General features: G+C 52.1%; 16 protein-coding genes. 6 read left to right on the forward strand and 10 right to left on the reverse strand.

The window, feature by feature from the left end; genetic code table 11:
- Positions 1-55: 55 nt before the first annotated feature.
- The 8 genes from DFER_RS10095 to nirB form a co-directional block, all read right to left on the reverse strand.
- Entirely contained in the window at positions 56-1,480 is a 1,425-nt protein-coding gene (locus DFER_RS10095; protein WP_015811526.1) for a sulfatase, read from the reverse strand.
- Between the two features lie 17 nt (positions 1,481-1,497).
- Entirely contained in the window at positions 1,498-3,129 is a 1,632-nt protein-coding gene (locus tag DFER_RS10100) for an arylsulfatase (RefSeq protein WP_015811527.1), read from the reverse strand.
- Positions 3,130-3,215: 86 nt separating this feature from the next.
- Entirely contained in the window at positions 3,216-4,148 is a 933-nt protein-coding gene (locus tag DFER_RS10105) for a hypothetical protein (RefSeq protein ID WP_041736295.1), read from the reverse strand.
- Between the two features lie 333 nt (positions 4,149-4,481).
- Positions 4,482-5,396, reverse strand: coding sequence for a ThuA domain-containing protein (locus tag DFER_RS10110; RefSeq protein ID WP_015811529.1), 915 nt, complete (start codon positions 5,394-5,396; stop codon positions 4,482-4,484).
- An 81-nt stretch (positions 5,397-5,477) separates the two neighbouring features.
- Positions 5,478-6,140 carry a response regulator transcription factor gene (locus tag DFER_RS10115; protein WP_015811530.1) on the reverse strand — a complete coding sequence of 221 codons (663 nt, stop codon included), beginning with the start codon at positions 6,138-6,140 and terminating at the stop codon, positions 5,478-5,480.
- A gap of 27 nt (positions 6,141-6,167) precedes the next feature.
- On the reverse strand, positions 6,168-7,595 hold the full coding sequence (locus tag DFER_RS10120) for an ATP-binding protein (RefSeq protein ID WP_015811531.1): 1,428 nt from the start codon (positions 7,593-7,595) through the stop codon (positions 6,168-6,170).
- A 36-nt stretch (positions 7,596-7,631) separates the two neighbouring features.
- Positions 7,632-7,985: a nitrite reductase small subunit NirD gene (gene nirD / locus DFER_RS10125; protein WP_015811532.1), complete on the reverse strand. Its 354-nt coding sequence runs from the start codon at positions 7,983-7,985 to the stop codon at positions 7,632-7,634.
- A 43-nt stretch (positions 7,986-8,028) separates the two neighbouring features.
- The gene (gene nirB, locus DFER_RS10130) at positions 8,029-10,545 is read right to left on the reverse strand and encodes a nitrite reductase large subunit NirB (RefSeq protein WP_041734917.1); all 2,517 of its coding nucleotides are present in this window, start codon (positions 10,543-10,545) and stop codon (positions 8,029-8,031) included.
- A gap of 275 nt (positions 10,546-10,820) precedes the next feature.
- Between nirB and cobA the strand changes: the two genes are divergently transcribed.
- The 6 genes from cobA (at position 10,821) to DFER_RS10160 (ending at position 20,616) form a co-directional block, all read left to right on the forward strand.
- Positions 10,821-11,579 (forward strand): uroporphyrinogen-III C-methyltransferase, encoded by a 759-nt coding sequence (gene cobA / locus DFER_RS10135; RefSeq protein ID WP_015811534.1) that lies wholly within the window; start codon positions 10,821-10,823, stop codon positions 11,577-11,579.
- A 37-nt stretch (positions 11,580-11,616) separates the two neighbouring features.
- Positions 11,617-12,969, forward strand: coding sequence for an alginate export family protein (locus DFER_RS10140; protein WP_015811535.1), 1,353 nt, complete (start codon positions 11,617-11,619; stop codon positions 12,967-12,969).
- Positions 12,970-13,005: 36 nt separating this feature from the next.
- Entirely contained in the window at positions 13,006-14,316 is a 1,311-nt protein-coding gene (locus DFER_RS10145; RefSeq protein ID WP_015811536.1) for a NarK family nitrate/nitrite MFS transporter, read from the forward strand.
- A 522-nt stretch (positions 14,317-14,838) separates the two neighbouring features.
- The gene (locus DFER_RS10150; RefSeq protein WP_015811537.1) at positions 14,839-18,381 is read left to right on the forward strand and encodes a nitrate reductase; all 3,543 of its coding nucleotides are present in this window, start codon (positions 14,839-14,841) and stop codon (positions 18,379-18,381) included.
- A 268-nt stretch (positions 18,382-18,649) separates the two neighbouring features.
- Complete coding sequence (locus tag DFER_RS10155; RefSeq protein WP_015811538.1) at positions 18,650-20,134, forward strand: rubredoxin; 1,485 nt, start codon at positions 18,650-18,652, stop codon at positions 20,132-20,134.
- A gap of 2 nt (positions 20,135-20,136) precedes the next feature.
- Positions 20,137-20,616 carry a nitrate reductase associated protein gene (locus DFER_RS10160; RefSeq protein WP_015811539.1) on the forward strand — a complete coding sequence of 160 codons (480 nt, stop codon included), beginning with the start codon at positions 20,137-20,139 and terminating at the stop codon, positions 20,614-20,616.
- A gap of 14 nt (positions 20,617-20,630) precedes the next feature.
- Here DFER_RS10160 and DFER_RS10165 read toward each other — a convergent pair whose 3' ends face one another.
- The gene (locus DFER_RS10165) at positions 20,631-22,085 is read right to left on the reverse strand and encodes a TlpA family protein disulfide reductase (RefSeq protein WP_015811540.1); all 1,455 of its coding nucleotides are present in this window, start codon (positions 22,083-22,085) and stop codon (positions 20,631-20,633) included.
- Positions 22,086-22,174: 89 nt separating this feature from the next.
- The gene (locus DFER_RS10170; RefSeq protein ID WP_015811541.1) at positions 22,175-24,235 is read right to left on the reverse strand and encodes a metallophosphoesterase; all 2,061 of its coding nucleotides are present in this window, start codon (positions 24,233-24,235) and stop codon (positions 22,175-22,177) included.
- Positions 24,236-24,242 lie beyond the last annotated feature (7 nt).

Here is a 24,242-nt window from a genome sequence, read left to right on the forward strand (position 1 = left end):
CAGAAAAGCAAAAGCACCTTCCCGTCAATGGTAAGGTGCTTTTGCTTTTACACCATTACTTACCTTCCGGATGTTGTGCTTCGGGATAACCCTTTTTCAACAACAGGGCCAATTCGTTTACCGTAATCACAAAACTGTTGTCTTTGGCGAGGTTGGTGAATTCGCCAGGATCTTTTTGGTGATCATACAGTTCAACACCCGCATTGCCACCGTCCCATTCGGTGTAGCGGAAACGCTCAGTGCGCACACTGCGGCCGAAAATCTGCCCTCTCCGCACCTGGGTGTAAGCTGGCTTGTCCCAAATCGCAGCGGGATTTTTCAATAACGGCGTAAGACTTTTGCCTTGCAGGTTTTGTTTCGGATCAAGCCCGCACAACTCCGCCAAAGTTGGAAAAATATCAACCAACTCCACCGTGCGGCCGGATGCCTTTCCTTTCGTGCCGCCAGGAACAGAGATGATCAACGGCACGCGCGCCGAGTTTTCAAAAAGGCTTTGCTTCATCCATTGACCGTGCTGCCCCACATTGTAGCCATGGTCACTCCAAAGGACAATAATGGTGTTTTCGGCCAGTTTCAGTTTATCCAGCGCGTCGATCAGCTTACCTACCTGCGCATCCATGAATGTGATCGTAGCATAATAGGCCCGCAGAGCTTCACGGCGTTTGGCCTCATCGAGTCCCCAATGCGGTGGCTTGGTGAATAATGCCGCCTCCGGGACATCGTCGAGGTCGTTTGGTATTTCTTTTGGTAACGGCACTTTATCCACCGGGTACATATCGAAATACTTTTGCGGCGCAACATAAGGTGTATGCGGCCTGAAAAAACCGACTGCCAGAAAAAATGGCTCATTTTTCTTTTCGGTCATGATTTTAATGGCCTCGCTGGCGATCAACCCGTCGGTTTGCTCGTCGTCGGTGCCCTCGGTGGCACGCCACGCCAACGCGCTTCCAAGCCCACGATCGGGCGTGAGGTTCTTGATTAACGGTTCCTCCGTTTTGTCACGGCCTTTCGGATTCACCCTGTAACTCCACGACTCGGGATCATCCAGCCCATCGGTTCCGATCTGGCTGGGAACGCCGTAATGGAATATCTTCCCTACCCGCGCGCTGTAATAATTGTTGTTCTTGAAGAGCTGCGGCAATGTAACAATGTCGGGCAGGTTTTTACGGAAATGCGTTTGCAGCTCGTAGATTTTGGTCATATCCGGCCGCTGGCCGGTCAGCAGCGATGAGCGGCTGGGACTGCATAACGGAAATTGCGTATACGCCTTATCGAAACGGACACCGCGCTTGGCGAGCCTGTCGATGTTTGGCGATTTCACGAAGGTGTTACCATATGTTCCCAGGTCGTTGTTGAGGTCGTCGACTGCGATGAACAAGACATTGAACTTCTTCTTTTGTGCCAATGCAGGAAACGTCCCGATCCACACGGCGAGCAGGATGGTGCCGAGAAAGGCGTAGTGTTTTGTCAGTTTTATCATTGTCTTTGGATTAAATACTATTTCCCATTGCCTGCCGCTCCCGGCTCCTGCTTGGCTTTGTTGTAATCATAAAACCATTTGAAAGTCTTGTCATACTCCTCAGCACCAACCCGCTTGTACCATGCTTCGTACTTCGCTACCAGCTTCTTCGCAACATCGGGTTGTTTGTCAAACTGGTCGTTCAGTTCTGTGCGATCCTGCTCCACATCGTACAACTGCCATTTCTCCGTTTTTTCCGCCACAAGTTTCCATTTGCCATCGCGGATCGCGCGGTTACCTTCGTGTTCCCAGAAAATCGGGTTCTTGCGGTTGATAGGCTTTCCGGTGAAAGCGGGTTTCAGGCTCGCACCTTCCATCGGCTGAATCGGCTGCCCGGCATAAGTGGTGGGATAGCCCGCATTTCCAAGATCCACGAGCGTTGCCATAATATCAATGATATGAGCCGGTTGGCGCTCAAACTTGCCATTTCGAGAAGTAGGAATGCCCGCAGGCCACGACACGATGCCCGGCGACGAAATCCCGCCTTCGTGCGTGTGGTGTTTGTATGCCCAAAACGGCGTACATGCAGCCTCCGCCCAGCCCTGGCCCAGAAATACGGTCGATTTGGCATTCCCCGGCTTGTCGCCTTGGTAACGCCCCTCGATGCCTGGCTCCGCATTGCCGCCGTTGTCGGATACGAACAGAATGACGGTATTATCAAACACACCTCGCTTTTTCAAGCCATCCACCAGGTCACCAATGCTTTTGTCGAGACGCGAGATCACGGCAGCATAAATGGCCATGATGTCGTCATATCGCTTCTTTTCATCGTCGCTAAGGCTATCCCAACGCTTCACATTGGGGTTGATCGGCGGCAACTTCCAGGACGGGTCGATCAGTCCCAGTTTAATTTGCTTTTCATATCGCTCCTGACGGAGTTTTTCCCAGCCTTTCAGGTATTTGCCACGAAACTTTACAATGTCCTCTTCGGGTGCCTGCAACGGAAAATGAGGTGCATTGTGGGCCAGATAGAGCATAAACGGCTTCTTTTCAGCCAGCGCCTCGTCGATAAAACGCAAGCCGTAGTTCGTCCAAAGATCGGTCGAATACCAGTCTTTGGGTAATGCGGTCGAGTCGTTCGTAACTTCTTGTCCGTTGAGGAAAAGCTTCGCATTGTTACCCCCGGCATAGTAAAAACCTCCCGCAGGCGCGTGCAGCGACCGATCGAAGCCTCGGTTGGAGGGGTACACGCCGTGCTGGTGACCGACGTGCCATTTGCCGCTCATCGCCGTGAAATAGCCCGCGCCTTTCATCACTTCGGCGATCGTCACGCTGTTATGATTGAGCTGCCCCCGGTATGCGGGATGGTCAGCGCCCTTGTCGTCCATCATGTGGCCGATCCCCGCCTGGTGGCTGTAAACGCCGGTGAGCAGGGCCGCCCGCGTGGGGCAGCAGCGGGCGGTGTTGTAAAAATTGGTAAACCGAACGCCGCTCTGTGCCAGCTTGTCGAGGTTTGGGGTCGGGATTTCACCTCCGTAACAGCCCAGGTCTGCATAGCCGAGGTCATCGGCCAATATCACGATCACGTTCGGCTTTTTTTGGGAAAATGCTGCCGGCGCCAGGCAAGCGAACGCCATTAGCAACACACTGGTCATGTATTGTTTTAGCATATTAATTATCGGTATGTGGTGGTGTATCAAATGCTTTGAAACAAAAAGCGGGCACAATATCAATCGTGCCCGCTGGCGTGCAAACCTTACTTTACAGCCTGAAATCTTTCCAGTTTCTCCTTTTCGTCGGCCAGTCTTTTGGCGTCGGCTTTCAGGTAGCCGAACTGGTGAAGGTCTTTATCGGCGTTGGCCGCCACCCAAAGCAGGAACTTTTTAGCCTCCGGATTTGAATTATTCTTGGCAATTGAAAAATGAATGTTCTCAACCGGCACATTTTTGACTTTCTCCGCTTCCAGCGTCGCGATCACCTGGTCGAGGTTTTCCAGGGCCTTCTCTTCTTTGGAAACGCGCCCATTACCATCCAGGTCCACGGGAATGATCGTGAGGCCTTCCAGCGGCTTGCGGCTTTGGAGGTCGTAGGCGAGGCCGGGCGTGGTGTAGGTGATTCCGGTTTCGTCTTTCAAAAGTGCCTTGATCAAATGCTCGTCGGCACCAGCGATGGATTTGCCCTTGATATTCTGCTGCTCGTAACCGAAATACCTGGCGAAAGTGAGCGGCGCGCCGGCCTTTTGCAGGCGTGTGTAAATCGTGTATTCGGTAGTCAGCGACTTGTCTTTCTGCGCGTAAATATCATGGAAGAAAATCTGTTTGTAGGTCTTTTCATTCAGACCTTTGTCGGCATATTCTTTCGCAAAAGCCGATTTTGCATTCGCTACCGGCAGCAGCGCATACTTTCCGATCGAAATGTACTCGCGCGTGTCCTTCACCTCCTTGTCCTGGTAATAGGCTTCGATAAGCAGGTCATATTTGGCCGGATCGGTGATCGTACGTGTCTCGATCACGATCTGCGCCTTTGGATTGGCAGCGGTGTATTCTTTGATCCATTTCTCGACCAGTGGATAAGCAAAACGCACACCGGTAACGACCACCTTGTTCTCGCCGGACTCCTGCGCCGATGCATTGGAAAATGCGGCAAGCGCAAGGCCAGCTGCCATGAAGATAGACTTAAAGTTTTTCATAATGAAAATGTTTGGAACTGCGGACGGCTCCGGCCACAGCATATTGATAAAATGTAATAGGGTGAAAATCAGTATGAGGCAATTGTGATTACCTTCGAAGACCTATCAACAACAGCAACAGGGCGCGACTGCAAAAGGATAATGGGAAGGGCCCACCATAGGCATAACATTGATGCGCGAAGCATAACGATCCATCGATTTCATATTCGAAAAGATTGTGAAATTGATCCGTTTGCTGGTGGCTAACAAACAAAATCTACTTATTTGATAGACAAAGTAAATTTAAAGAAATCGAATTCGCAAGCACTACGCTCAATTTCGTTGAAATCGAGGTTAATTCACCCGCTTCGTCAGCGCATCCAACTCTTTATCAGTAGGCGTAGCCGAAGGCACCCCTTCGGCAGGAACATCCATTTTAGCGGACCAGGCGATGGCATTTAGTACCAGTTTGCGGAAGTTGTCGTTTTGCCAGTTCTTGTGCATGTGGCCGCCGGTGAACCCGAAGCCGCGACCGCCGTCGGGGCGCTCAAAGGCCCAGGCGAGGGTTTGCATTTCTTTGCGGGTAATGACGGCTTCGCGAACGGCCGGGTTGTTGGAATGCGTGCCGTCGGGCTGTTTCAGGGTCGATTCGGGCGGCAGGGCTTTCAAAATGGGTGTGACGCCTTTCATATCCGCGGGGAAGCGCATGTGGTAGTACCATTCATCGACGATGCTGAAAGGTTTCAGTCCGCGGGCGACCGGGTGATCGGGAAAGCTGGCAAAACTGGCCTCCCACACAGGATTTACCGACCAGTTGGTTTCAAAATACCCTCCTATCCATTTCAAAAACTGCTTGCTGCCCGCCCGGGCGTCGACTTCGAGGGAAAAATGCAGGTTCACAATCCCGATGCCTCTTGCCACGAGCTGTTCCATTTTGGCCTCATGCACGAGCTCCAAGTGGTCGGTACCGCCGCCATCCAGGTAAAAGATAACGGCATCCGCATCGTCCAGCACCGATTCGTCCTCCGGCCAGCCGTTGCGTACGATCACCGCTGTTGCGCCGGGCAGGCTATCGTTGAGTGCTTTGGCCAGCAATGTACTGCCGCCGTTGTGCTCGTGCTCGCCTTTTCCGTGGCTGTCGGGACCGGTGATGAATACGATCTTTTTAGATTTTTGGTCCCTGTTGCCGGCATTTTTTACCGGGTTTTGCGCCATTAATGCCGTACAAAACAGCATCAGCGCGAATATGAAGGTGTATTTCCTGTCCATCGCATCTTCAAGTTTGGTAACGGCTTCGGGCAGGAAGCCTGCGTGAATTTGCTTTGGACAATATAAAAATCAGGCCATCGGTTACTTCATAGCCAGACTAATCAGCTCCGCCGTGTTTCTCACATTGGCCTTTTTCATGATGCTTGCGCGCTGGTTGGCGACGGTATTGGAGCTGATATCGAATTTCTCGGCGATATCCTTGCTGCTCATGCCCTCGGTGAGGCATTTAAGGATTTGCTGTTCGCGCGGTGTGATGATTTTCCAGATGGATTTCTCCTGCACTTCCTCCTGCGCAGCACGGGTATCGGGCACGCGTGCAAGTTGTTTGAGCAGGTTTTTGATGATCACCGACGACGCGTAAGGGGGAAAATACAAGTCGCCTTTGGCAATGGCGCGGATTGCCCGGAGCATTTCCTCCCGGCTCGTGTCTTTTTCGAGGTAGCCCGAAGCGCCGTTCAGGGCCGAGGACAACACATAGTCCGTGTTGTTATGCATGCTGAACACCAGGATTTTAGCAGACGGGAACACGGGCACAATCTGCCTGATCACTTCAAGGCCCGGCATGCGGGGCATGGTGAGGTCGAGCAGGATTACATCTGGTTTTACTTTCTCAACCATATCCCAAACCTCGTCGCCGTCCGAAGCTTCGCCGGCAATGATCAGGTCCTCTTCGTCTTCGAGCAGGGTGATAATGCCCTGCCTCACTACCGAATGATCGTCTACAACTAAAATCCGAATGGGCATAAGTACTTCTTAATCAGTAACAAGTCATTATAAATCAACCTGAACGACCAGTCTCGTGCCGCTGTGCACCTTTGAAACAATTTCGATTTCGCCGTTGAGCAGCTGGGTGCGCGTGCGGATGTTCTCCATGCCGTTGCGGGTGAGGAACTGGCCTTCTGACTTTAAGTTACTAATTAAAAATCCTTTTCCGTCATCGGCGATTTCCAAAACGATGCGATTCTTATTTTGTTCCAATTTTATCTTGATCCGATCTGCATTCGCATGTTTGACGGCGTTGTTCAATGCTTCCTGGGCAATCCGGTACAGCCCGATCTCCATCGGTCGCGACATAAAAATGCGCTCGCCGGTTTCACCTTCAAACTCGACGCGGATACCCGACAGGTCGGCGGCTTGCTGACAAAGCAGTTTCAATGCCGACGCCAGCCCAAAGTCGCTCAGCACGGAAGGCATCAGGTTGAACGAAATCTGCCGGGTTGTCTGAATGATATCCTGAATGAGCGTCACCAGCTGTTCGAAGCGTTTCTGGTGCTTTTCATCGTGAAATTGTACGGCTTTTAGTTTTTCTGCGTGTAGTTTGAGTCCCGTCAGCATTTGGCCAATGCCATCATGCAGTTCCAATGCAAACCGTTTCCGCTCCTCCTCCTGCCCTTCTATCAGCGCTCCTGCCCTGATGCGGTCTTCGGCGAGTTGCAGTTCATATTTCTCCTCTTCCAGCCGCAACAGCTCTTTTTGCGTTTCAACCAGCTGGCTATTAGCTTCTTTTAACTTTTGATTGGAAAGCTGCAATGCATCCTCCGACTCCGTAAGCATCCGCACCACGCGGCGCGTCGTGTTCACCACCGGCCTGAAAATCAGCAAACCTTCGGCCACGAGCACGAGTATCGTCATCAGATCCAGAATCCACTCGATCCGTTCCAGGTTTTCCAGCCTTTCGAAACTCTCCTTATCGAACTGGAACACGATCCGGTCCATTTGGGAAAGAAATTGCGGCTCGGCGGCGAGTACTTCCGCGAGGGCATTCTGCTTGTCCGAAACGGCCACGCTGTCGCGGTCGATCACGAGCAGGTTGTTGTGAATGCGGTCAAAAACGGGGGTCAGCTCTTGGAACATCGTATCCAGCGGCTGGCTTTTCCAGGTTACAAAACCATTTTCGATCGGAAGCCGCCTCGATACCAGGTCTTCGTGGCTATCCTTCCACAATGCCAGCAACGCATTGAACTGCACCGAGTCACGGTGGTCTATTCCATTCACTTTCAATATCGCGAGCTTGGTGAGCCGCTGGCTGAGCATCCGCTGCCGCCCGGCGACATTCACTATGCGACTGTCGTGGTTGAGGTTCCGGATGGTGCGCCTGACGAGAAACAAGCCGCTCACCGTGAGCAACGCCACCACAAACAATGCCACCACATAAAACCGCGTGAGATTGCCGGCTACGCGTTTGTCAAGTCTTTCCATTTTCTGAAAGCCGGCATTAATCCGCGCCTGCAACGATCACAATCCGACGTAAACGCGGTTTTCTTTCACCATCACCGGGAAAGTGTTGATCCGGTATTCGTCGTCGTTGAGGCACTGTCCGGTTTGCAATGAAAACGTTTTTTTATGAAAAGGACAAGCCACTTTGGGTTCTTCGCCCTGGCTGCCGATCATCCCGCGCGACAGTGCCATTTGCTGGCGGTGCGGGCATTGGTTATCGGTAGCATACCATTCTCCCCTTCTCGAAAAATTGTAAATGGCGATTTGCTTGCCGCTGATAAACGCACAGCCGCCGCCGTCCTCAGGGATATCGTCGACGTAGCATGCCATGTGCCAGGTTACTGCATTGATTGTGTCAGTGATCGTTTCCATATCAATTTTGAATGATTGAATGATTGAATGAGTGAATGGTTTGTTATGCCCATTCGGTGGCCCGCTTTTGCTCGCGCATGTCCGCGAACGTAATGCTGGGGTCTTTCATAGGCGTGTTCACAAAGTGCGTGAAGCGTTTGCGGAGCTCGGGGCTTTCCACCACCTCGCGCCATTCGCATTTATAGACGTCGATCAGGTTTTGCATATCGCGTTCGAGTTCTCCTGCGATGCCCAGCACGTCGTCCACGACCACCGCTTTGAGGTAATTCATGCCTCCTTCCATTTTGTTGAGCCATGTAGCGGTCCGGGTAAGCGGGTCGGCGGTTTTGATATAAAACATCAAAAAGCGGTCGATGAGGCGGAGACAGGTTTCTTTATCCACGTCCGTTGCGAGCAGTTGGGCGTGCTGCGGTTTGGAGCCTCCATTGCCGCACACAAACAGGTTCCAGCCTTTTTCGGTAGCGATAATGCCAAAATCCTTGCTTTGCGCCTCGGCACATTCACGCACGCAGCCCGAAACCGCAGATTTCAGTTTATGCGGTGAGCGCAGGCCTTTGTAACGGTCCTCCACTTCAATCGCAAACGACACCGAATCCTGCACGCCGAAACGGCACCAGGTGGAGCCAACGCAGCTTTTTACGGTTCTTAAAGATTTACCATAAGCATGGCCGCTTTCGAAACCGGCGTCGATCAACTCTTCCCAAATGTCCGGCAAGTCGCCCAGGTGCGCGCCGAAAAGGTCGATACGCTGGCCGCCGGTGATTTTGGTGTACAAATTATATTTCTGCGCCACCTGACCGATCACGATCAGTTTCTCAGGCGTAATTTCACCGCCAGGAATCCGCGGCACAACGGAATATGTGCCGCCTTTCTGAATATTTGCCAGGTAGCGGTCGTTCGAATCCTGCGCCACGGCGCGGTCTTTTGCCAGGATATTTTCATTCCAGAGGCTGGCCAGCAACGAGACCACCAGCGGCTTGCACACTTCGCAGCCATCGCCTTTGCCGTGATGGTCGAGCACGGCGCCGTAGGTTTTCAGGCCATTCATTTTTACCAAATCGAGCAGCTCCTGGCGCGAATAGTCGAAATGCTCGCAAATGACATTCCGTACGTATACGCCCTTTTCCTTCATCACCCCCGAAATCAGGTCTTTCACCATCGGGATACAGCCGCCGCAGCCGGTACCGGCCTTGCAGCATTTTTTCAATGCATCCACGGTATGATGTCCGTTTTCACCTACCTCGTGGCAGATCATGCCTTTGGTAACGGCCTCGCACGAGCATATGAGCGCGTCGTCGGGGAGGCTCATTACGCCTGCGCCCGCTTCCTCGCCCCCGCGGGAGCCCAGGATCAGGTCTTCGGAATCGGGCGGGAGAATGGTTTTGTTCTTGCAGGTTTGCAGGAGCATGTTGTACTGCTCGGCCTCGCCTACGAGGATACCGCCTAGCAAAGTTTTGCCGTCGGAGCTTACATTAATGCGCTTGTAAATGCCCTTAGCCTTATTTTCATAACGGATCGTGCGGCAAGCCGGCTCTTCTACAAACGGGTCTCCGAAGCTCGCCACGTCGGTGCCGATGAGTTTCAGCTTGGTCGACATGTCGTAGGGAAGAAATTCCTTTTCTCCGCCGGTCAGCATGGTCGCCACCACGTCGGCCATTTCATAGCCCGGCGCGATGAGGCCGTAGATCATATGGTGCGCCAATGCACATTCCCCGATCGCGAAAATGAATGGATCGGAGGTTTGGAGCTGGTTGTTGACGATGATGCCGCCGCGTGGGTGCGTTTCGAGGCCTGCGATTTTGGCCACTTCGTCGCGCGGGCGGATACCCGCGGAAATCACGAGCATATCCACGTCCAGGAAGCTATTGTCGGCAAACTGCATGCCTTCAATGCGGTCGTCGCCTTTGATTTCCTGCGTGCTTTTGGATAAATGTATTTGTAAACCAAGAGATTCCAATTGGCTTTGCAGCATGCGCGAACCGGCATCGTCAATCTGCCTCGGCATCAGTCGCGGAGCAAATTCCACCACATGCGCTTCTTCCAAACCGAGGTCCAGCAATGCTTTGGCCGCTTCCAGGCCCAGCAAACCGCCGCCGAGCACGGCACCCTTTCTCGCCTTTTTGGCATAAGACTGGATCAGTTCCAGATCTTCGATGGTACGATACACAAACACCCCATCCTTCTCGACGCCCGGAATAGACGGAACGAATGCCCCAGAGCCGGCTGCCATGATGAGGTAGTCATAATATACTATATGTCCATGGTGTGAACGCACCAGTTTCTCCTCCCGGTCGATGTCCACCACGGGATCGGACAAAAACAGCCGTATCCCGTTTTCTGCATACCAGTCTACTCCGGCCATGGAAAGGTCATCTGCCGACTTCCCTGCAAAAAACTCGCTCAAATGTACTCTGTCGTAGGCAGCACGGGGCTCTTCGCCGAATACCGTGATGGAAAATTCCTGTCCTTCTTTTTTTCGCGAGAGGAGCTTTTCACAGAATTTGTAGCCCACCATACCATTACCAACTACGACGATCCGGGTGTTTGAAACAGCTTTCATAGTAAATAATAACTATTGATTTGTGAAAACGTGATTATTTTATTGTATTATTTCAATATTATGTGCGTGTTATCACTTTTTCGATAAGTCAAATATAAATCGTGTTTTTTGTAATTCCTAACTTTTAATTCGCATTTATAGCCAAAAACAAACATAATTTTTGGTAAAATGATTGTTTTATAAAATTTGGCTAGTAAATTTGAGCCTATAATAACCATAGTTACAAAATACTATATATAGTACATTTCTAATATTCACCCTATTATATATAAGAGATGGAAGCGAAACTGACACTGGTAGGAGCCGGCCCCGGCGACAGCGAACTGATCACACTGAAAGGCATACGTGCATTGCAAACTGCGGATGTGGTCCTGTACGACGAACTCGCCAACGCGGCTTTCCTGGAATTTGCCCCAGCCCACGCACTCAAAATGTATGTCGGCAAAAAAGTGCGTAAGCCTTCCTTCTCGCAGGATGAGATCAACGGCCTCATCGTGCGTCTCGCCCGCAAGCGTGGCCATGTGGTACGGCTCAAAGGCGGCGATCCGTTTGTATTCGGTCGCGGTCATGAGGAAATGGAATACGCGCAGGACCACGGCATTCCGTGCTCCATCGTGCAGGGCATTACCAGCAGCACGGCCGTTCCTGCCTCAATGGGCATTCCGGTAACGCGCCGCGGGGTAAGCGAGAGCTTCTGGGTGATCACCGGAACGACACAAAACGGCGAGCTTTCAGACGATCTCCGACTGGCAGCCCAGTCGAAAGCAACGGTAATCGTTTTAATGGGTTTGAATAAACTGGAAGAGATTTGTGCGCTATACAAACACTTCGGACGCGGCCATTTGCCGATGGCGGTGATCCAGAACGGCACCCGGTCGGACGAGAAAAGTGTGGTGGGACAGGTTTGGGAAATGCCGCGGCTTGTACGCGAAAGCGGCATTGGCACACCGGCGATTATGGTGATGGGCGAAGTAGTGGCCCTCAGCCCCGCTTACGCATTGGAATACCTGCAAAACATGCAGATGGCATTTTGATCCCGCTTGCTTTCACTCCAACCTAAACATAATCACAATGAAAAGAGCTCTCCTTTTGCTGGGTATGATCGGGACCGGCCTGCTGGCACCGATGCGAACAATGGCGCAGTTCAGCCTTTCGGGTCAGTTACGGACCCGGACGGAGTTGCTTGACGGACAGGGCACGATGCTTTCCAAGGGGGAAAAGCCGGCCTTTTTCACTTCCCAGCGTACCCGTCTGAATGCAGGCTACAAGGGTTACCGGACGCAGTTTTTCGTGGCTGTGCAGGATGTGCGCGTGTGGGGGCAGGACGCTTCTACCAACAACCGCATCACCAACTCGGCCCTCAATGGGCTCATGCTGCACGAAGCCTGGGGGGAAATCAGCCTGCTGGATACCAACCAGACCAAGCTCGGAAAAGAGTTCGCATTGAAGATCGGGCGGCAGGAATTTGTTTACGACGACAGCCGCGTGCTCGGCAATCTCGACTGGCTGCAACAGGCCCGGCGGCATGATGCGGCTTTGATCAAGTACGGTTTTAATGGTTTTACTGCGCATCTGGGCGTTGCGTATAACCAAAACCGTGAGTTCAAAACCGGCACTTTGTACGACGGTGTGCCCATAGGTTATCCGGCCGGCACGAACGGGATCGGGACGATGTACAAGTCATTGCAGTTTTTGTATTTGGGTAAAAAATTAAAGAGTGGAAATGCTTCGTTCTTGGCTGTAAAGGATGATTTTCAAAAATATACATTGGATACGGCGGGTGTAAAAAAGCTGGCTGACGGTGTGCGGAGCCGGGTGACGTTTGGGCCCTATCTGCAAACTAAAATCGGCAAAAACTGGACATTGACCGCCAATGCGTTTTACCAGGCAGGGAAAGACAAAGACGGTGCGTCGCTGAGCGCCTATATGTATTCTGTCCGGGGGATGTATGCGATGAACCGGGTATTTTCCATTGGTCCCGGCTTCGACTACACCTCCGGCACAGTGTCCGGCTCCTCGAAAAACCACACGTTCGACCCGCTTTACGGCACGCCGCACAAGTTTTGGGGACAAATGGATTACTTCTATGCGGCTAATGCGTTCGGCAAGGGCGGACTTTCGGACCTTTACATTAATACCACGATCAAAGCCTCCGAAAAGCTTTCCTTCAACACCGATCTGCACCATTTTTCCAGCGCAGCCACCGTGCGCGTTGCTGATAATCAGAAGCTCTCATCCGGCTTCGGCGAAGAACTCGACATTATCGCGAATTACAACCTGACGAAAAGCATCAGCTTCCAGGGCGGCTACTGCGCCTTTTTCTCGACCAACAGTCTGGCACAGGTGAAGGGCGTGAAAAATCCGCAGAAAATGTCCAACTGGGCCTACCTGATGATCAATATCAAACCTGAATTCCTGAAATAAGTCTGTCACAACCATCACTTTCAAACTCTTATTACTATGGAAACGACCAATAAGCCGCTTGAAAAACTCAACATATTCAGCTTCAAGGGCGTGCAAATGCGCACTTTCCACCTGACCTGGATGGCGTTCTTCCTCTGTTTCTTCGGATGGTTCGGACTGGCCCCGCTCATGACGGTCATTAAAGCGGATCTAGGCCTCACCAAGCCGCAAATCGGTAACATTATCATCGCCTCCGTAGCCGCCACGGTCATCGCCCGCATCGCCATCGGCAAGCTGTGCGACTCCTGGGGCCCGCGTAAAACTTACACTGCATTGCTCGGTTTCGGCGCCATTCCGGTGATGACAGTCGGCCTGGTGGACTCCTATGAAGGCTTTTTGCTCTTCCGCCTTGCCATCGGCGTGATCGGCGCTTCATTTGTGGTGACGCAATACCATACTTCGGTCATGTTCGATAAGAAAATTGTCGGAACGGCCAATGCGGTGGCTGGCGGCTGGGGTAACCTCGGCGGCGGGATCACGAACATGGTCATGCCATTGGTTTTCGCAGCATTCGTGGGCGCAGGTTACCTGCCCGAATCGGCCTGGCGGATCGCGATGGTCATTCCGGGTGTAGCGTTGCTGATCTTTGCATTTGTATATTATTTCTTCACCAAAGACACCCCGGCTGGCAACTTCGAAGACCTGGCGATCACTAACCCGAAAGCTGCCAAAACAAAAGGCACATTAGGCATCGCCATGCGCGATCCGCGCACCTGGGCCTTATTCCTCGCCTATGGAGCATGTTTTGGGATTGAAATCACTTTTGATAATGTGGCTGCATTGTACTTTTTCGACAACTTTAACACCTCGTTGGAAACGGCGGGTATCCTGGCTGGTGCATTCGGATTTATGAACATTTTCGCACGGGCCATCGGCGGAATCGTGGCGGATAAGGTTGGTAACAAATGGGGAATGCTGGGCAAAGGACGCCTGCTCGCCCTCCTGCTCGTGCTCGAAGGGATCGGCATCGCATTGTTCGCGCAGAGCGGCAGCATTGTTGGCGCGGTGATTACCATGCTTTGCTTCGCAATGTTCTTGAAAATGGCCAACGGCGCTACTTATGCGATTGTGCCTTTTATTAATCAAAAAGCGATCGGCTCGGTGAGCGGCATCGTAGGCGCAGGCGGTAATGTGGGCGCGGTGCTGGCAGGATTCCTGTTCAAATCCAGCGCAATTTCCTACTCGGAAGCATTTATGTACATTGGGGTAGCCATCGCCTGCATCGCCGCAATCGTCGCATTGATCAACTTTGAAAAGGAACAGACGGTGACAGCGGAAACAGGCCAATTGGAGCCGGTAGAAGCATAATGCCGCCCGCAGGCTAATTGAACGGGAATGAATGAAAAAGTATCGAGAGAGATCGTCCCGACGTCAGTTGATTCAAATCATCAGAAACGGAGAAAAATCCGATCCCGATAGAGCCACCAAGGCCCGCAGATTGAAATCAATGGAAATGGATTCAGGATCATTCGCAAAAGAATGCCACAGCGTGGCAGCCCGTTTATAGCAACGAGAAATACCAAAGCGTCGCCAGACTCCGGAGGAGTCGCCTGACGAAAGGCTATTAAACCGCCAGGGTGGCCCCGCCCAGGTGGCCCCGCCCAGGTGGCCCCGCCTAGGTGGCCCCGCCTAGGTGGCCCCGCCTAGGTGGCCCCGCCGGGGCCGAAACGATTGCGAAGAAATGGATTTTGCTATAAACAGGATGGCCCTCCGGGCCAAAAACGATTGCCAAAAAATGATTTGCTATAAACAGGATGCCCCTCCGGGCCGCCGCCCCATTCACTCATTCAACATTCACTCATCGCACCGGCGACCCGGTCACTCATTAAAATGAAGCCATCCCCAACATCCTATAAATCGACCTGCTGTTACTGCGGCGTGGGCTGCGGGGTCGTGGTGACGAAAGAAAGTAACGGCCAGCTCAGCCTGGAAGGCGATAAGGAGCATCCGTCGAACAAAGGAATGCTGTGTTCCAAAGGCATGAACCTGCATTACACGGTGATGGACCAGTCGGACCGGCTGCTGTATCCGCAGGTGCGGCTCAACCGCTCGATGCCTTTGCAGCGCGCGACCTGGGACGAGGCGCTGGAACGCACAGCGGCTGTTTTTAAGACATTAATCAAAAAATTCGGGCCCGATTCGGTGGCATTTTATGTCTCCGGGCAATGCCTCACCGAGGAGTATTACCTGGTCAACAAGCTGATCAAGGGCTTCATCGGGTCCAACAATATCGACACCAACTCCCGCCTGTGTATGAGCTCGGCGGTGGTGGGTTACAAGCTGTCACTGGGCGAGGATAGCGTTCCCGTTTGCTACGACGACATCGAAGCGGCCGATGTCATGTATGTAACCGGCGCTAACCCGGCCTGGTGCCATCCCATTATCTGGCGGCGCGTGGAAGCGCATAAAACGGCGAATCCGGCTACCAAAATTATCTGCGTGGACCCGCGTGTAACCGACACCGCCCGCTCGGCCGACCTGCATTTGCAGATCCGCCCGGGCACCGACATTGTCCTCAACAACGCGATCGGTCGTTTGCTGATCGAAAATGATTACCTCGATGAGCGGTTTATTGCAGACCACACCGATGGTTTCGAATTATTCCGGCTACAAGTAATGCAGCGCACTTTGGCGGAAGCGGCCGACATTTGTGGTGTCCCTTCCGCCGACATTGCCTTAGCCGCCGAATGGATCGGCCGTTCGAAAGGCTTTCTCTCCTTTTGGACCATGGGATTGAACCAATCGGTAATCGGGGTAAACAAAAACCTTTCGCTCATCAACCTGCATTTGATTACCGGTAAAATCGGCAAACCGGGTAATGGGCCGTTCTCGTTGACCGGCCAGCCGAATGCCATGGGCGGTCGGGAAACGGGTGGCCTTGCCAACATTCTCCCGGGCCACCGCGAGGTGGTGAATGCCGCCCACCGCGAGGAAATGGAACAATTCTGGAACACGCCCGTCCGCATTGCCGACAAGCCCGGCCTTACCGCTACCGAAATGTTCGAAGCATTGGCCGATGACAAACTGAAAGCGATCTGGATCATCAACACCAACCCGCTGGTGAGCATGCCCGACATGAATGCCGTGGAAAGCGCATTGAAAAAATCGCGTTTTGTGGTGGTGCAGGACGTTTCTAACCGCGCCGACACCGTGCATTTCGCCGACGTGGTACTGCCCGCGGCGGCCTGGCTGGAAAAAGACGGCAGCATGACCAACGCCGAACGCCGCATTACCTATCTTCCCAAAGTGCTCGACGCGCCGGGAGAAGCCCTGCCCGATTCGGAAATCCTCTGGCGTTTTGCCCAGAAAATGGGCTTTGAAAAAGCATTTAATTACAAAACCAATGCCGATGTGTATGCTGAATATGTGAAGGTTACCAAAGGAACGACCATTGACGTAACCGGCGTAAGCCATCAATTACTGAAAGAAAAACGCAGCGTCCAATGGCCGCTTTCGTCGCTGGATGCCGAGCGTTCCGCAGAAGTGCGCCAGCCTGGCACCAAACGCCTTTTTACCGACCATCAGTTTTATACCAAAAATAAAAGAGCGCAAATCCATGCCGTACCGGATGAAAACACATCCGAACCGACGGATAACCAGTTCCCATTGGTTTTAACGAGTGGAAGAATCCGCGACCAGTGGCATACCATGACCAAAACGGGCCGTGTCGCGAAATTGAACAAGCATATTCCCCAGCCTTTCCTGCAAATTCACCCCGTCGACGCGCAGGAACGCGGCATTCAGGAAGGCAGTCTGGTGACGGTGAGCAGCCGTCGCGGGGAAGTGCGTGTGAAGGCGCAGATTACCACGGATGTCCGCAAAGGGCTGTGCTTTTTGCCCATGCATTGGGGAAAAATATTGGGTAGCAACCTCGTGCGCGCCAACAACCTCACTAGCCCGCTGGTTGACCCGAAATCCAAAGAACCGGATTTCAAGTTTTCGGCTGTGCAGGTAGCATTGTATCAAAAACCAGTTGAAAAAATCATCATTATCGGCGCAGGATCGGCTGGTTTGGGCTTTATCAATGCCTACCGCCAGCTCAATGCGAACGATGAGATCCATGTTTTTTCCAAAGAAATATATCCGTTTTATAACCGGGTAATGCTGCCCGATTACATCAGCGGCTCGCAAACCTGGGAACAGCTCGTGAAGCTGCGCGAGGACCAGTTTGCCGAAAACCGCATTACCGTGCATAAGGGCGTAAGTATCATGCACATCGACCGGAAACACAAAACCGTGATCGATAGCAACGGATTTGAACACCATTACGACAAGCTGATCCTCGGCATGGGCAGCAAGGCGTTCATGCCGAAAGGCGTGCCCAACCTGCCCGGCATTTTCAATATGCGCTCGCGGCTCGATGCGGACTCGTTGCTGCCGTTTTTGAAACAGCCCGACCCGCACGCGGTGATCGTCGGCGGGGGAATTCTGGGGCTGGAATTAGCGGCATCATTCCGCGAAATGGACGTAAAAGTGACCGTGATCCAGCGCAGCGGCCGTTTTATGGAGCGCCAGCTTGACCCGCTCGCGAGCGAACTGCTTTACCAGGAGCTGCTCGACCGGGGAATCGAATGTTATTTCAATGATGAGGTGGCTACCTTCTCGGGTTCGGACACCGTGGAAGGGATCAGGCTGAAATCGGGACGGAAGATTGATTGTCAGGTGGTTGTACTGGCTATCGGCACCGTCCCGACCATCGACCTCGCCAGAAACACCGGCCTTGAATGCAAGCGCGGCGTGGTAGTGAACGATTACATGCAAACTTCCGACCCGGATGTTTACTCGGCCGGTGAAATCGCCGAATGGAACGGACAAATGTGGGGCATTACCCTCGCCGCCGAACAGCAAGCCGAAGTGATCGCCAACTACCTCGCGGGCGACATTTCGCAACCGTACAAAGGAAGCACCTCGATGAACATCCTGAAAATGGACGGTCTGCACTTGTGCAGCATCGGCATGACCGACGCCCCGGCCAACGATCCGGCCTATGAGCAAATCGTATTCATCGATAAATCAAAGCGTTATTACAAAAAATGCATCGTGCACCGCGACAAGCTCGTAGGTGCGATCCTGATAGGCGATAAAAACGAATTCCTGGAATTCCGCGACCTCATCTCGGGCGGCGTCGAACTTTCGGAAAAACGCCTGCAACTCCTCCGCGCGAGCCAGAAAGCCGAGCCGATGATGGGAAAACTCGTATGCTCCTGCAACAATGTCGGACAAGGAAACCTGGAAAATGCCATTGCCGGCGGCTGCGGCGATTTCCAGAAGCTCTGCCAGACGACGGGCGCCGGGACGGGCTGCGGCTCATGCCGGCCGGAGGTGCGGTCTATTTTGGAAAAGGCGTTGGAAAATAGTTTGGTAGCATTGTAGTTCGGGCAGGAGGCCCCGCCGGGGCCGCACGTCGGGACAGATGCTTGTTGCTATAAACAGAATGCCCCTCCGGGGCGCAAACGCCTGGCCGCAGAGCGGCAGCCCGTTTATAGCACAGCCACTGAATACATAATAGTTGCCGTAAACAGAATGCCCCTCCGGGGCGCAAACGCCTGGCCGCAGAGCGGCATCCTGTTTATAGAACGACCTGATATCACATAATCGCAGACTCCGGAGGAGTCACCTTATCATAAACCTCGTTTCGACCATGCGCGACTACTATCATATCAAAATCAACCTGCCGGGGGGCATTGCTTCGCCGGGCTATCTGAAAGACATTCTTTCGGCGGCGTGGAATGCGAATGTACGCAATGTACGGTTCGGGTCGCGACAGCAGCTGCTTATGACTGTGCATTACGAGGATATGCGGTTTTTGGAGAGTGATTTTAAAAAGCTGGGCATTTTCTACGAGGTCAATACCGATCGTCGGCCTAATATCGTGAGTTCGTACTGCGGCGAGGAGGTTTTCCGGACCGGGCAATGGCTCAATGCGAGCGAGTACCATTCCGTGCTCGATAGTTTTGATTTCGAAGCCAGCTGGAAGCCCGGATTGAAGATCAATATCTCCGATTCGAACCAGAGTTTTACGCCGTTTTTTACCGGTAACCTCAATTTCATTTCCTCTCCCGAGCCGCATTTCTGGTATTTGTATGTGCGTTTGAAGCAAACCAACACGGTTTTCAAGTGGGATGGGCTTGTTTACACCAACGAAATCGGGCGGCTGTCGAGGGTGATGGACGAATGCATGCTGGACGAGCAAATAAATGAGGAAAACGCGTTGAAAGCCGCCGTGAACGAGCGAATCCGTTATGTTTCCCAACCGGCCCAGCAGGATCTCGAACTGCCTTCGTTTTCGCTGCCCTATTACGAAGGGTTCAATCGCTATGAATCGCGCACCTGGCTGGGATTGTATCGACGCGATGAGGAGTTTTCGATCGATTTTTTGCTGGACGTGTGCACATTATGCCTGAACACCCGCGTCGGGGAAATTTGCGCTACGCCCTGGAAATCGCTGGTTATCAAAGGCATTGAGGATCAATACCGTGAGTCTTGGAGTAATATTCTGGGTAAACATAATATCAATGTCCGCCACGCCGCCAACGAACTGGCCTGGCAAACGGAGGACCACAATGGCGACGGTGCCGAACTGAAAAACGAACTGATCCGGCATTTTTCCAAAAACGACACCCGGACTTTCGGGCTTTGCTTCGGCATTCAAACCCGCCCGAAATCGGAAGTTTTCGGCTCGGTGCTGATCCGGAAACGGCCCTTGCTGCGGATCGGCCAGCTGCCGGTATTCAGCGTTTATGACCTTTATTATACCGAAAACTTCAACCCCAACAGCCGCACGCAAGTGCTGTTTGAAAAGGGCTTATTCAAAATACATTTGCCTGCGCAGCTGGAACGTCTTTGCAGGCGGTTTAACAATCAGCGATCGAGGGATACTCTGAAAACTATGCTGTCCGAGCCCGATGAAGCCAAAACGGCCGTCAGACCGGTGAAGACCGCGCACCAATGCCCCGATTGCATGACTATTTATGATCCCGAGTTTGGCGACATCCTCGGCGATATCCCACCCGGGACCGCCTTCGAAGACCTTCCGGCCGCCTACTGCTGCCCTACCTGCGACGCCGCCAAGGCAGATTTCGTACCCGTTGAACTTACCCGCTTCACTCACCTCGAACCAGCCTGACCATGAACACCATAACCGCCATCGAAACCCGCTTTTTCGCATTCGAAAGCGATTTTGTAGATAGCCTGCGCTGCATCCCGATGATCGTGCGGTACAAGCTCGACACCTGCCGCGTGAAACTGCAACTCGCCGATTGGGCCAGACTCAATTACCACGAAAAGGACGAACTGGCAGAACTACCCTGCCATTCGCAAGAGGAGATTGACGCCTACGCCGATTTTGTGCATGCATTGGTTTGGAAATATACCAGCACAGTGCCCAGCCTGCTCAAAACGCTCGACGCCGCGTGGGTGCATACGCAGGTACCCGCGGAAGTGCGCGAAAAGGCCCAGGAATGGAACTGCCCCGTCATTTCGGCGCACCAGTGGATGCAGCTCGATGTGCTCGAACGGTTTGCATTAGTAAAACTCAGCCGCTCAGGCCACGAGGGCCGGAATTTCCCCAGGGCGCTGGCAGAGTTTGGGCTGGCGGCGGCTTGTTAGATTTGCAAAGAGGCCTACTTTTGCGCTATACGACTTTTGCTCAACAATTTACGCAATTCACCCTGCACATTACCCGACGACGGCCGCACAGCATGGGTCGCTACCATGCGGCCCTGCGCGTCGATCAGCAAGTAGCGCGGAATGCCCCACACATGATAAAGATTCCAGACAGATTCGGGAGCGTCGGCGCTGGTAAGCATGTGATGGCCGGCGGGAACTCTGCCAGCTGCCACCATTTTCTTCCATGCCAGGGTATCCCTGTCGATGGAGACATACAGAAAAGCGACCCGATCATCTTCTTTAAACTCCGAGTGCACCTTTTTTGACTCAGGAAATTCGCCCACGCATGGCCCACACCAAGTCGCCCAAATGTCGACGTACACAATTTTCCCGCGCAAATCCGAAAGCGCGAGCTTCTTACCATCAGGCGTCGTGCCGGTAAAATCCGGCGCGGGCTTCCCGGGGCCCAGCTTTTCCCAACGGCTGACATCCTCGCGAATCACCTTTTTGAGCTCTTCCGAAGCAACTTCCTTTTCGATGGTGTTAGCCAGTGTTATCATGTTGGGCGAAAGTCCGTTCAATCTGATCTGGACGTCCGCACTTTTCACCCTGATGAAATCCTCGATTGGTTTCGGATATTCATTGGCCTTGATTTTCTTTTCGACCATCATTGGAAAAATGGATTCGAGGCTATCACTGTCCATTTGATCGTTCTCTTCGTATACGGCATTGTTGATACGATGCTGAAAAAACTGCGAGGCAACCAGTGAATAGTCGAACATACCGGATTGCAACGCAACGGTATCGATCGGCAGATGCTCAACTACTCTTCTCACCTGCGCCGGGATTTCCGATGTATCTTTTCCGATCGCAAAATTGTATTGATAAGAAACAACATGCATACCGGTTTGATGCGTCAGAAGAGCCAGTCGCTCCGCCGAAACCTGCGTATCGGATTTCAGTTTTGAGAATAAATGATCGTAACTTTTTTGCAGTGAATCCTTGGCCGCCAGAAAGTCTTCCGAATTGAGTTGGAAGTAGTAAGTGCCGTTCCATTTCTCGAATTCGCTCCTGATTTGCTGGGTTTCATTCAAAGCCTGATTAACCGCTGCACCATCGCCTCTGAACTGTACTGCTAACCTCGCTCCCGCCGCGGATGGGGCAATTTCGATCTCATCGCCAGGGTAAATCAAAATGCCCGCTGCCAATTCCTTTCCATTGATATGTGCAAATACCGGCGCTTCAACTTCCACCTCAACCACCCCTTTCCCGGCACTATCCAGCAGCACTTTGCCCAACTCAATGGTTGAAACATCCACCATATTAACCCGACCGATTGAAACAGTATCACCGGCCAATTTGGGATAATCAATCGTTACCTTAACCGAATTATTTTTCTTGTACTCACAGCCGGTGAATAGAAAAACAATGCCGAAACACACAAGATAAATGTAAAGAGGATAGCGCATCTGACTTGAAATTTGATAGAAACAAACAATCAAAATCTATTTACGCTAACCTACCTTATTTTGTGGAATAATTTATTGAATTTTTAATACTAGCGAACAACGAACTTGCGGGATATTATTTCGCTTCCGAATACGGCTTTGATGATATAAGTTCCGGCATTCAATTTACCTAGCGGGTAACTTTGAGCTATGGTTTCTGCATTGGATGACATTTCGCGTAAAGTCTGGCCATTCACGTTACTGAGGATTAATTTGCATTTACCTATGCCCTTCCCGATTTCAACCCAAATCTCTTCCCCGGAAGAAGGGTTTGGCTTTATGCGAATTTTATCATTGGCATAACTATCCAATTTTATACTTACAATTCTTGAATATTGCGTTTTCCCATCCCGGTCGACTTCTTTGAGCCGGTAATAAATGTTGCTGTTATAAAAATTGTCGTTTACATTTTCATCATCATAGTGGTACGCATTTACCTTTCGGGAATCACCCAATGCGTCGACTTTACCGATAGGCTCAAAAGTACGACCGTCCTGCGAGCGCTCGACCAAAAAATAACCTGCATTGATTTCTTCCGTCGTCTCCCATTCCAGCGTCACCCTACCGTCATGGAATGAACCTGAAAAATGGCTCAATTTGACTGGTAACGGGTTGGTGACAATGACCTCCGTCGTATCACTAAGACAGGAATATTCGTCCTTGACAACATATTCCGTCGTCACTGCCGGGCTTACCGTAACTTCCCGGGATGTATCCCCGGTGCTCCACAAGTAGGAGCCGATATAGGAGGAGGCAATTGTAATGCTTTCCCCTTTCTCGATCTCGACCGACGTTTTCTTATTCACATCCTTAACAATCGTAAACTGATCACGCACGATGCCGTCGGAAGCTATCCACTTGGCGTCCAGCCTGTTCCCTTCCACCTGCAATAAAACCGCTCCTCCGTAACTTGCATTGGCGAATGGCAATGCATTGTGCGGATAGCCTGCCTTGGTAGCCCCAAGCTGCCCCGCCGAGCCTGCAACTACATATACGGTGCCTTCATTGTCGGATGATTTCTTGATGTATGGGCAGGATTCGGATGAGCCGTCGTAACGCCCGGAAGACTGGCTGAGGTTGTAAATGGCCGGATTAAATGAATTTTCGAGACCATAATGCCCGTGCATTAATTTCGAGCGCTCGTAGTCGTGGCTGTGCCCGCAAAGAATGAGGTCTACGCCGTTTCTTTCCAAAATCCGGATAAAATTCTTCCGCATGTTAATCAGCTCCAATTCAATATCCGAATCATGGGAGCCTTTCGTATACGGCGGATGATGCCAGTAGGCGATTACCCAATCCTTGTTCGTATTTGCTGCCAGATCCGCCTTGACCCATTGCACCTGCGTGCCCAAAGTATCATACAGCCGCGTATTGCCACTTTCCATTCCGTACGAGTCCAGCGAAAGGAAATGGGTGTTCCCATAATCAAACGAGTAAAACGATTCGGTCCCGGAAGGGACGCCACCCGCTTCCCCGGCGCTGGGAACGGTAAATATGTTATAATAAGGCACCGCGTGATCGACCTGTCTGGATGCATTATTGGCATAATCGTGATTTCCCGGCGTCGGATACAATGGTGTTTGCTTTAACAGCCGGTCTTTGTAAATATTGAAAAATCCGCTCTGGTACTCCGCTTCGGTGCCGGTCATGTAGGCATTGTCGCCGAGCAATAGCCAGGCATCCATATATTCATTCCCCAGGAAATCGAGCAGCTTATCACGCGTATTGATCTGATTAACAGAATTATTTCCGCAATCGCCCATCACGCCGATGGTGTATTTGCCTGTTTGCGCTGGTAATGGGGCCGTTTCAAAAAAGTTGCCGGCATCACCTTGCAACACTCCCTGCGCAGAGCCGATGGAATAATAGTACCGCTTTTTGGGTTGGAGCCCGGTCAATTTTACCTCGTGCTCGGTGACGGACGAGGTACTGTCAACACTTTGGAATAATGTCGCTGGCGATTCCCCGAAAAGAACCCGGCTGTCGGTTGGCTCATTGGTACGCCAGCGAATAATAATACTCGTCGACGTAGCCGATTGAAGGTACGGACCTCGCAAAAGACCTGGGATTATATGCGCCAGCAGACAAGCGGATAATAGTACAGTGTGCATAACGAAA

Origin of the sequence: Dyadobacter fermentans DSM 18053, from assembly GCF_000023125.1 — a bacterium.
Lineage (GTDB): Bacteria > Bacteroidota > Bacteroidia > Cytophagales > Spirosomataceae > Dyadobacter > Dyadobacter fermentans.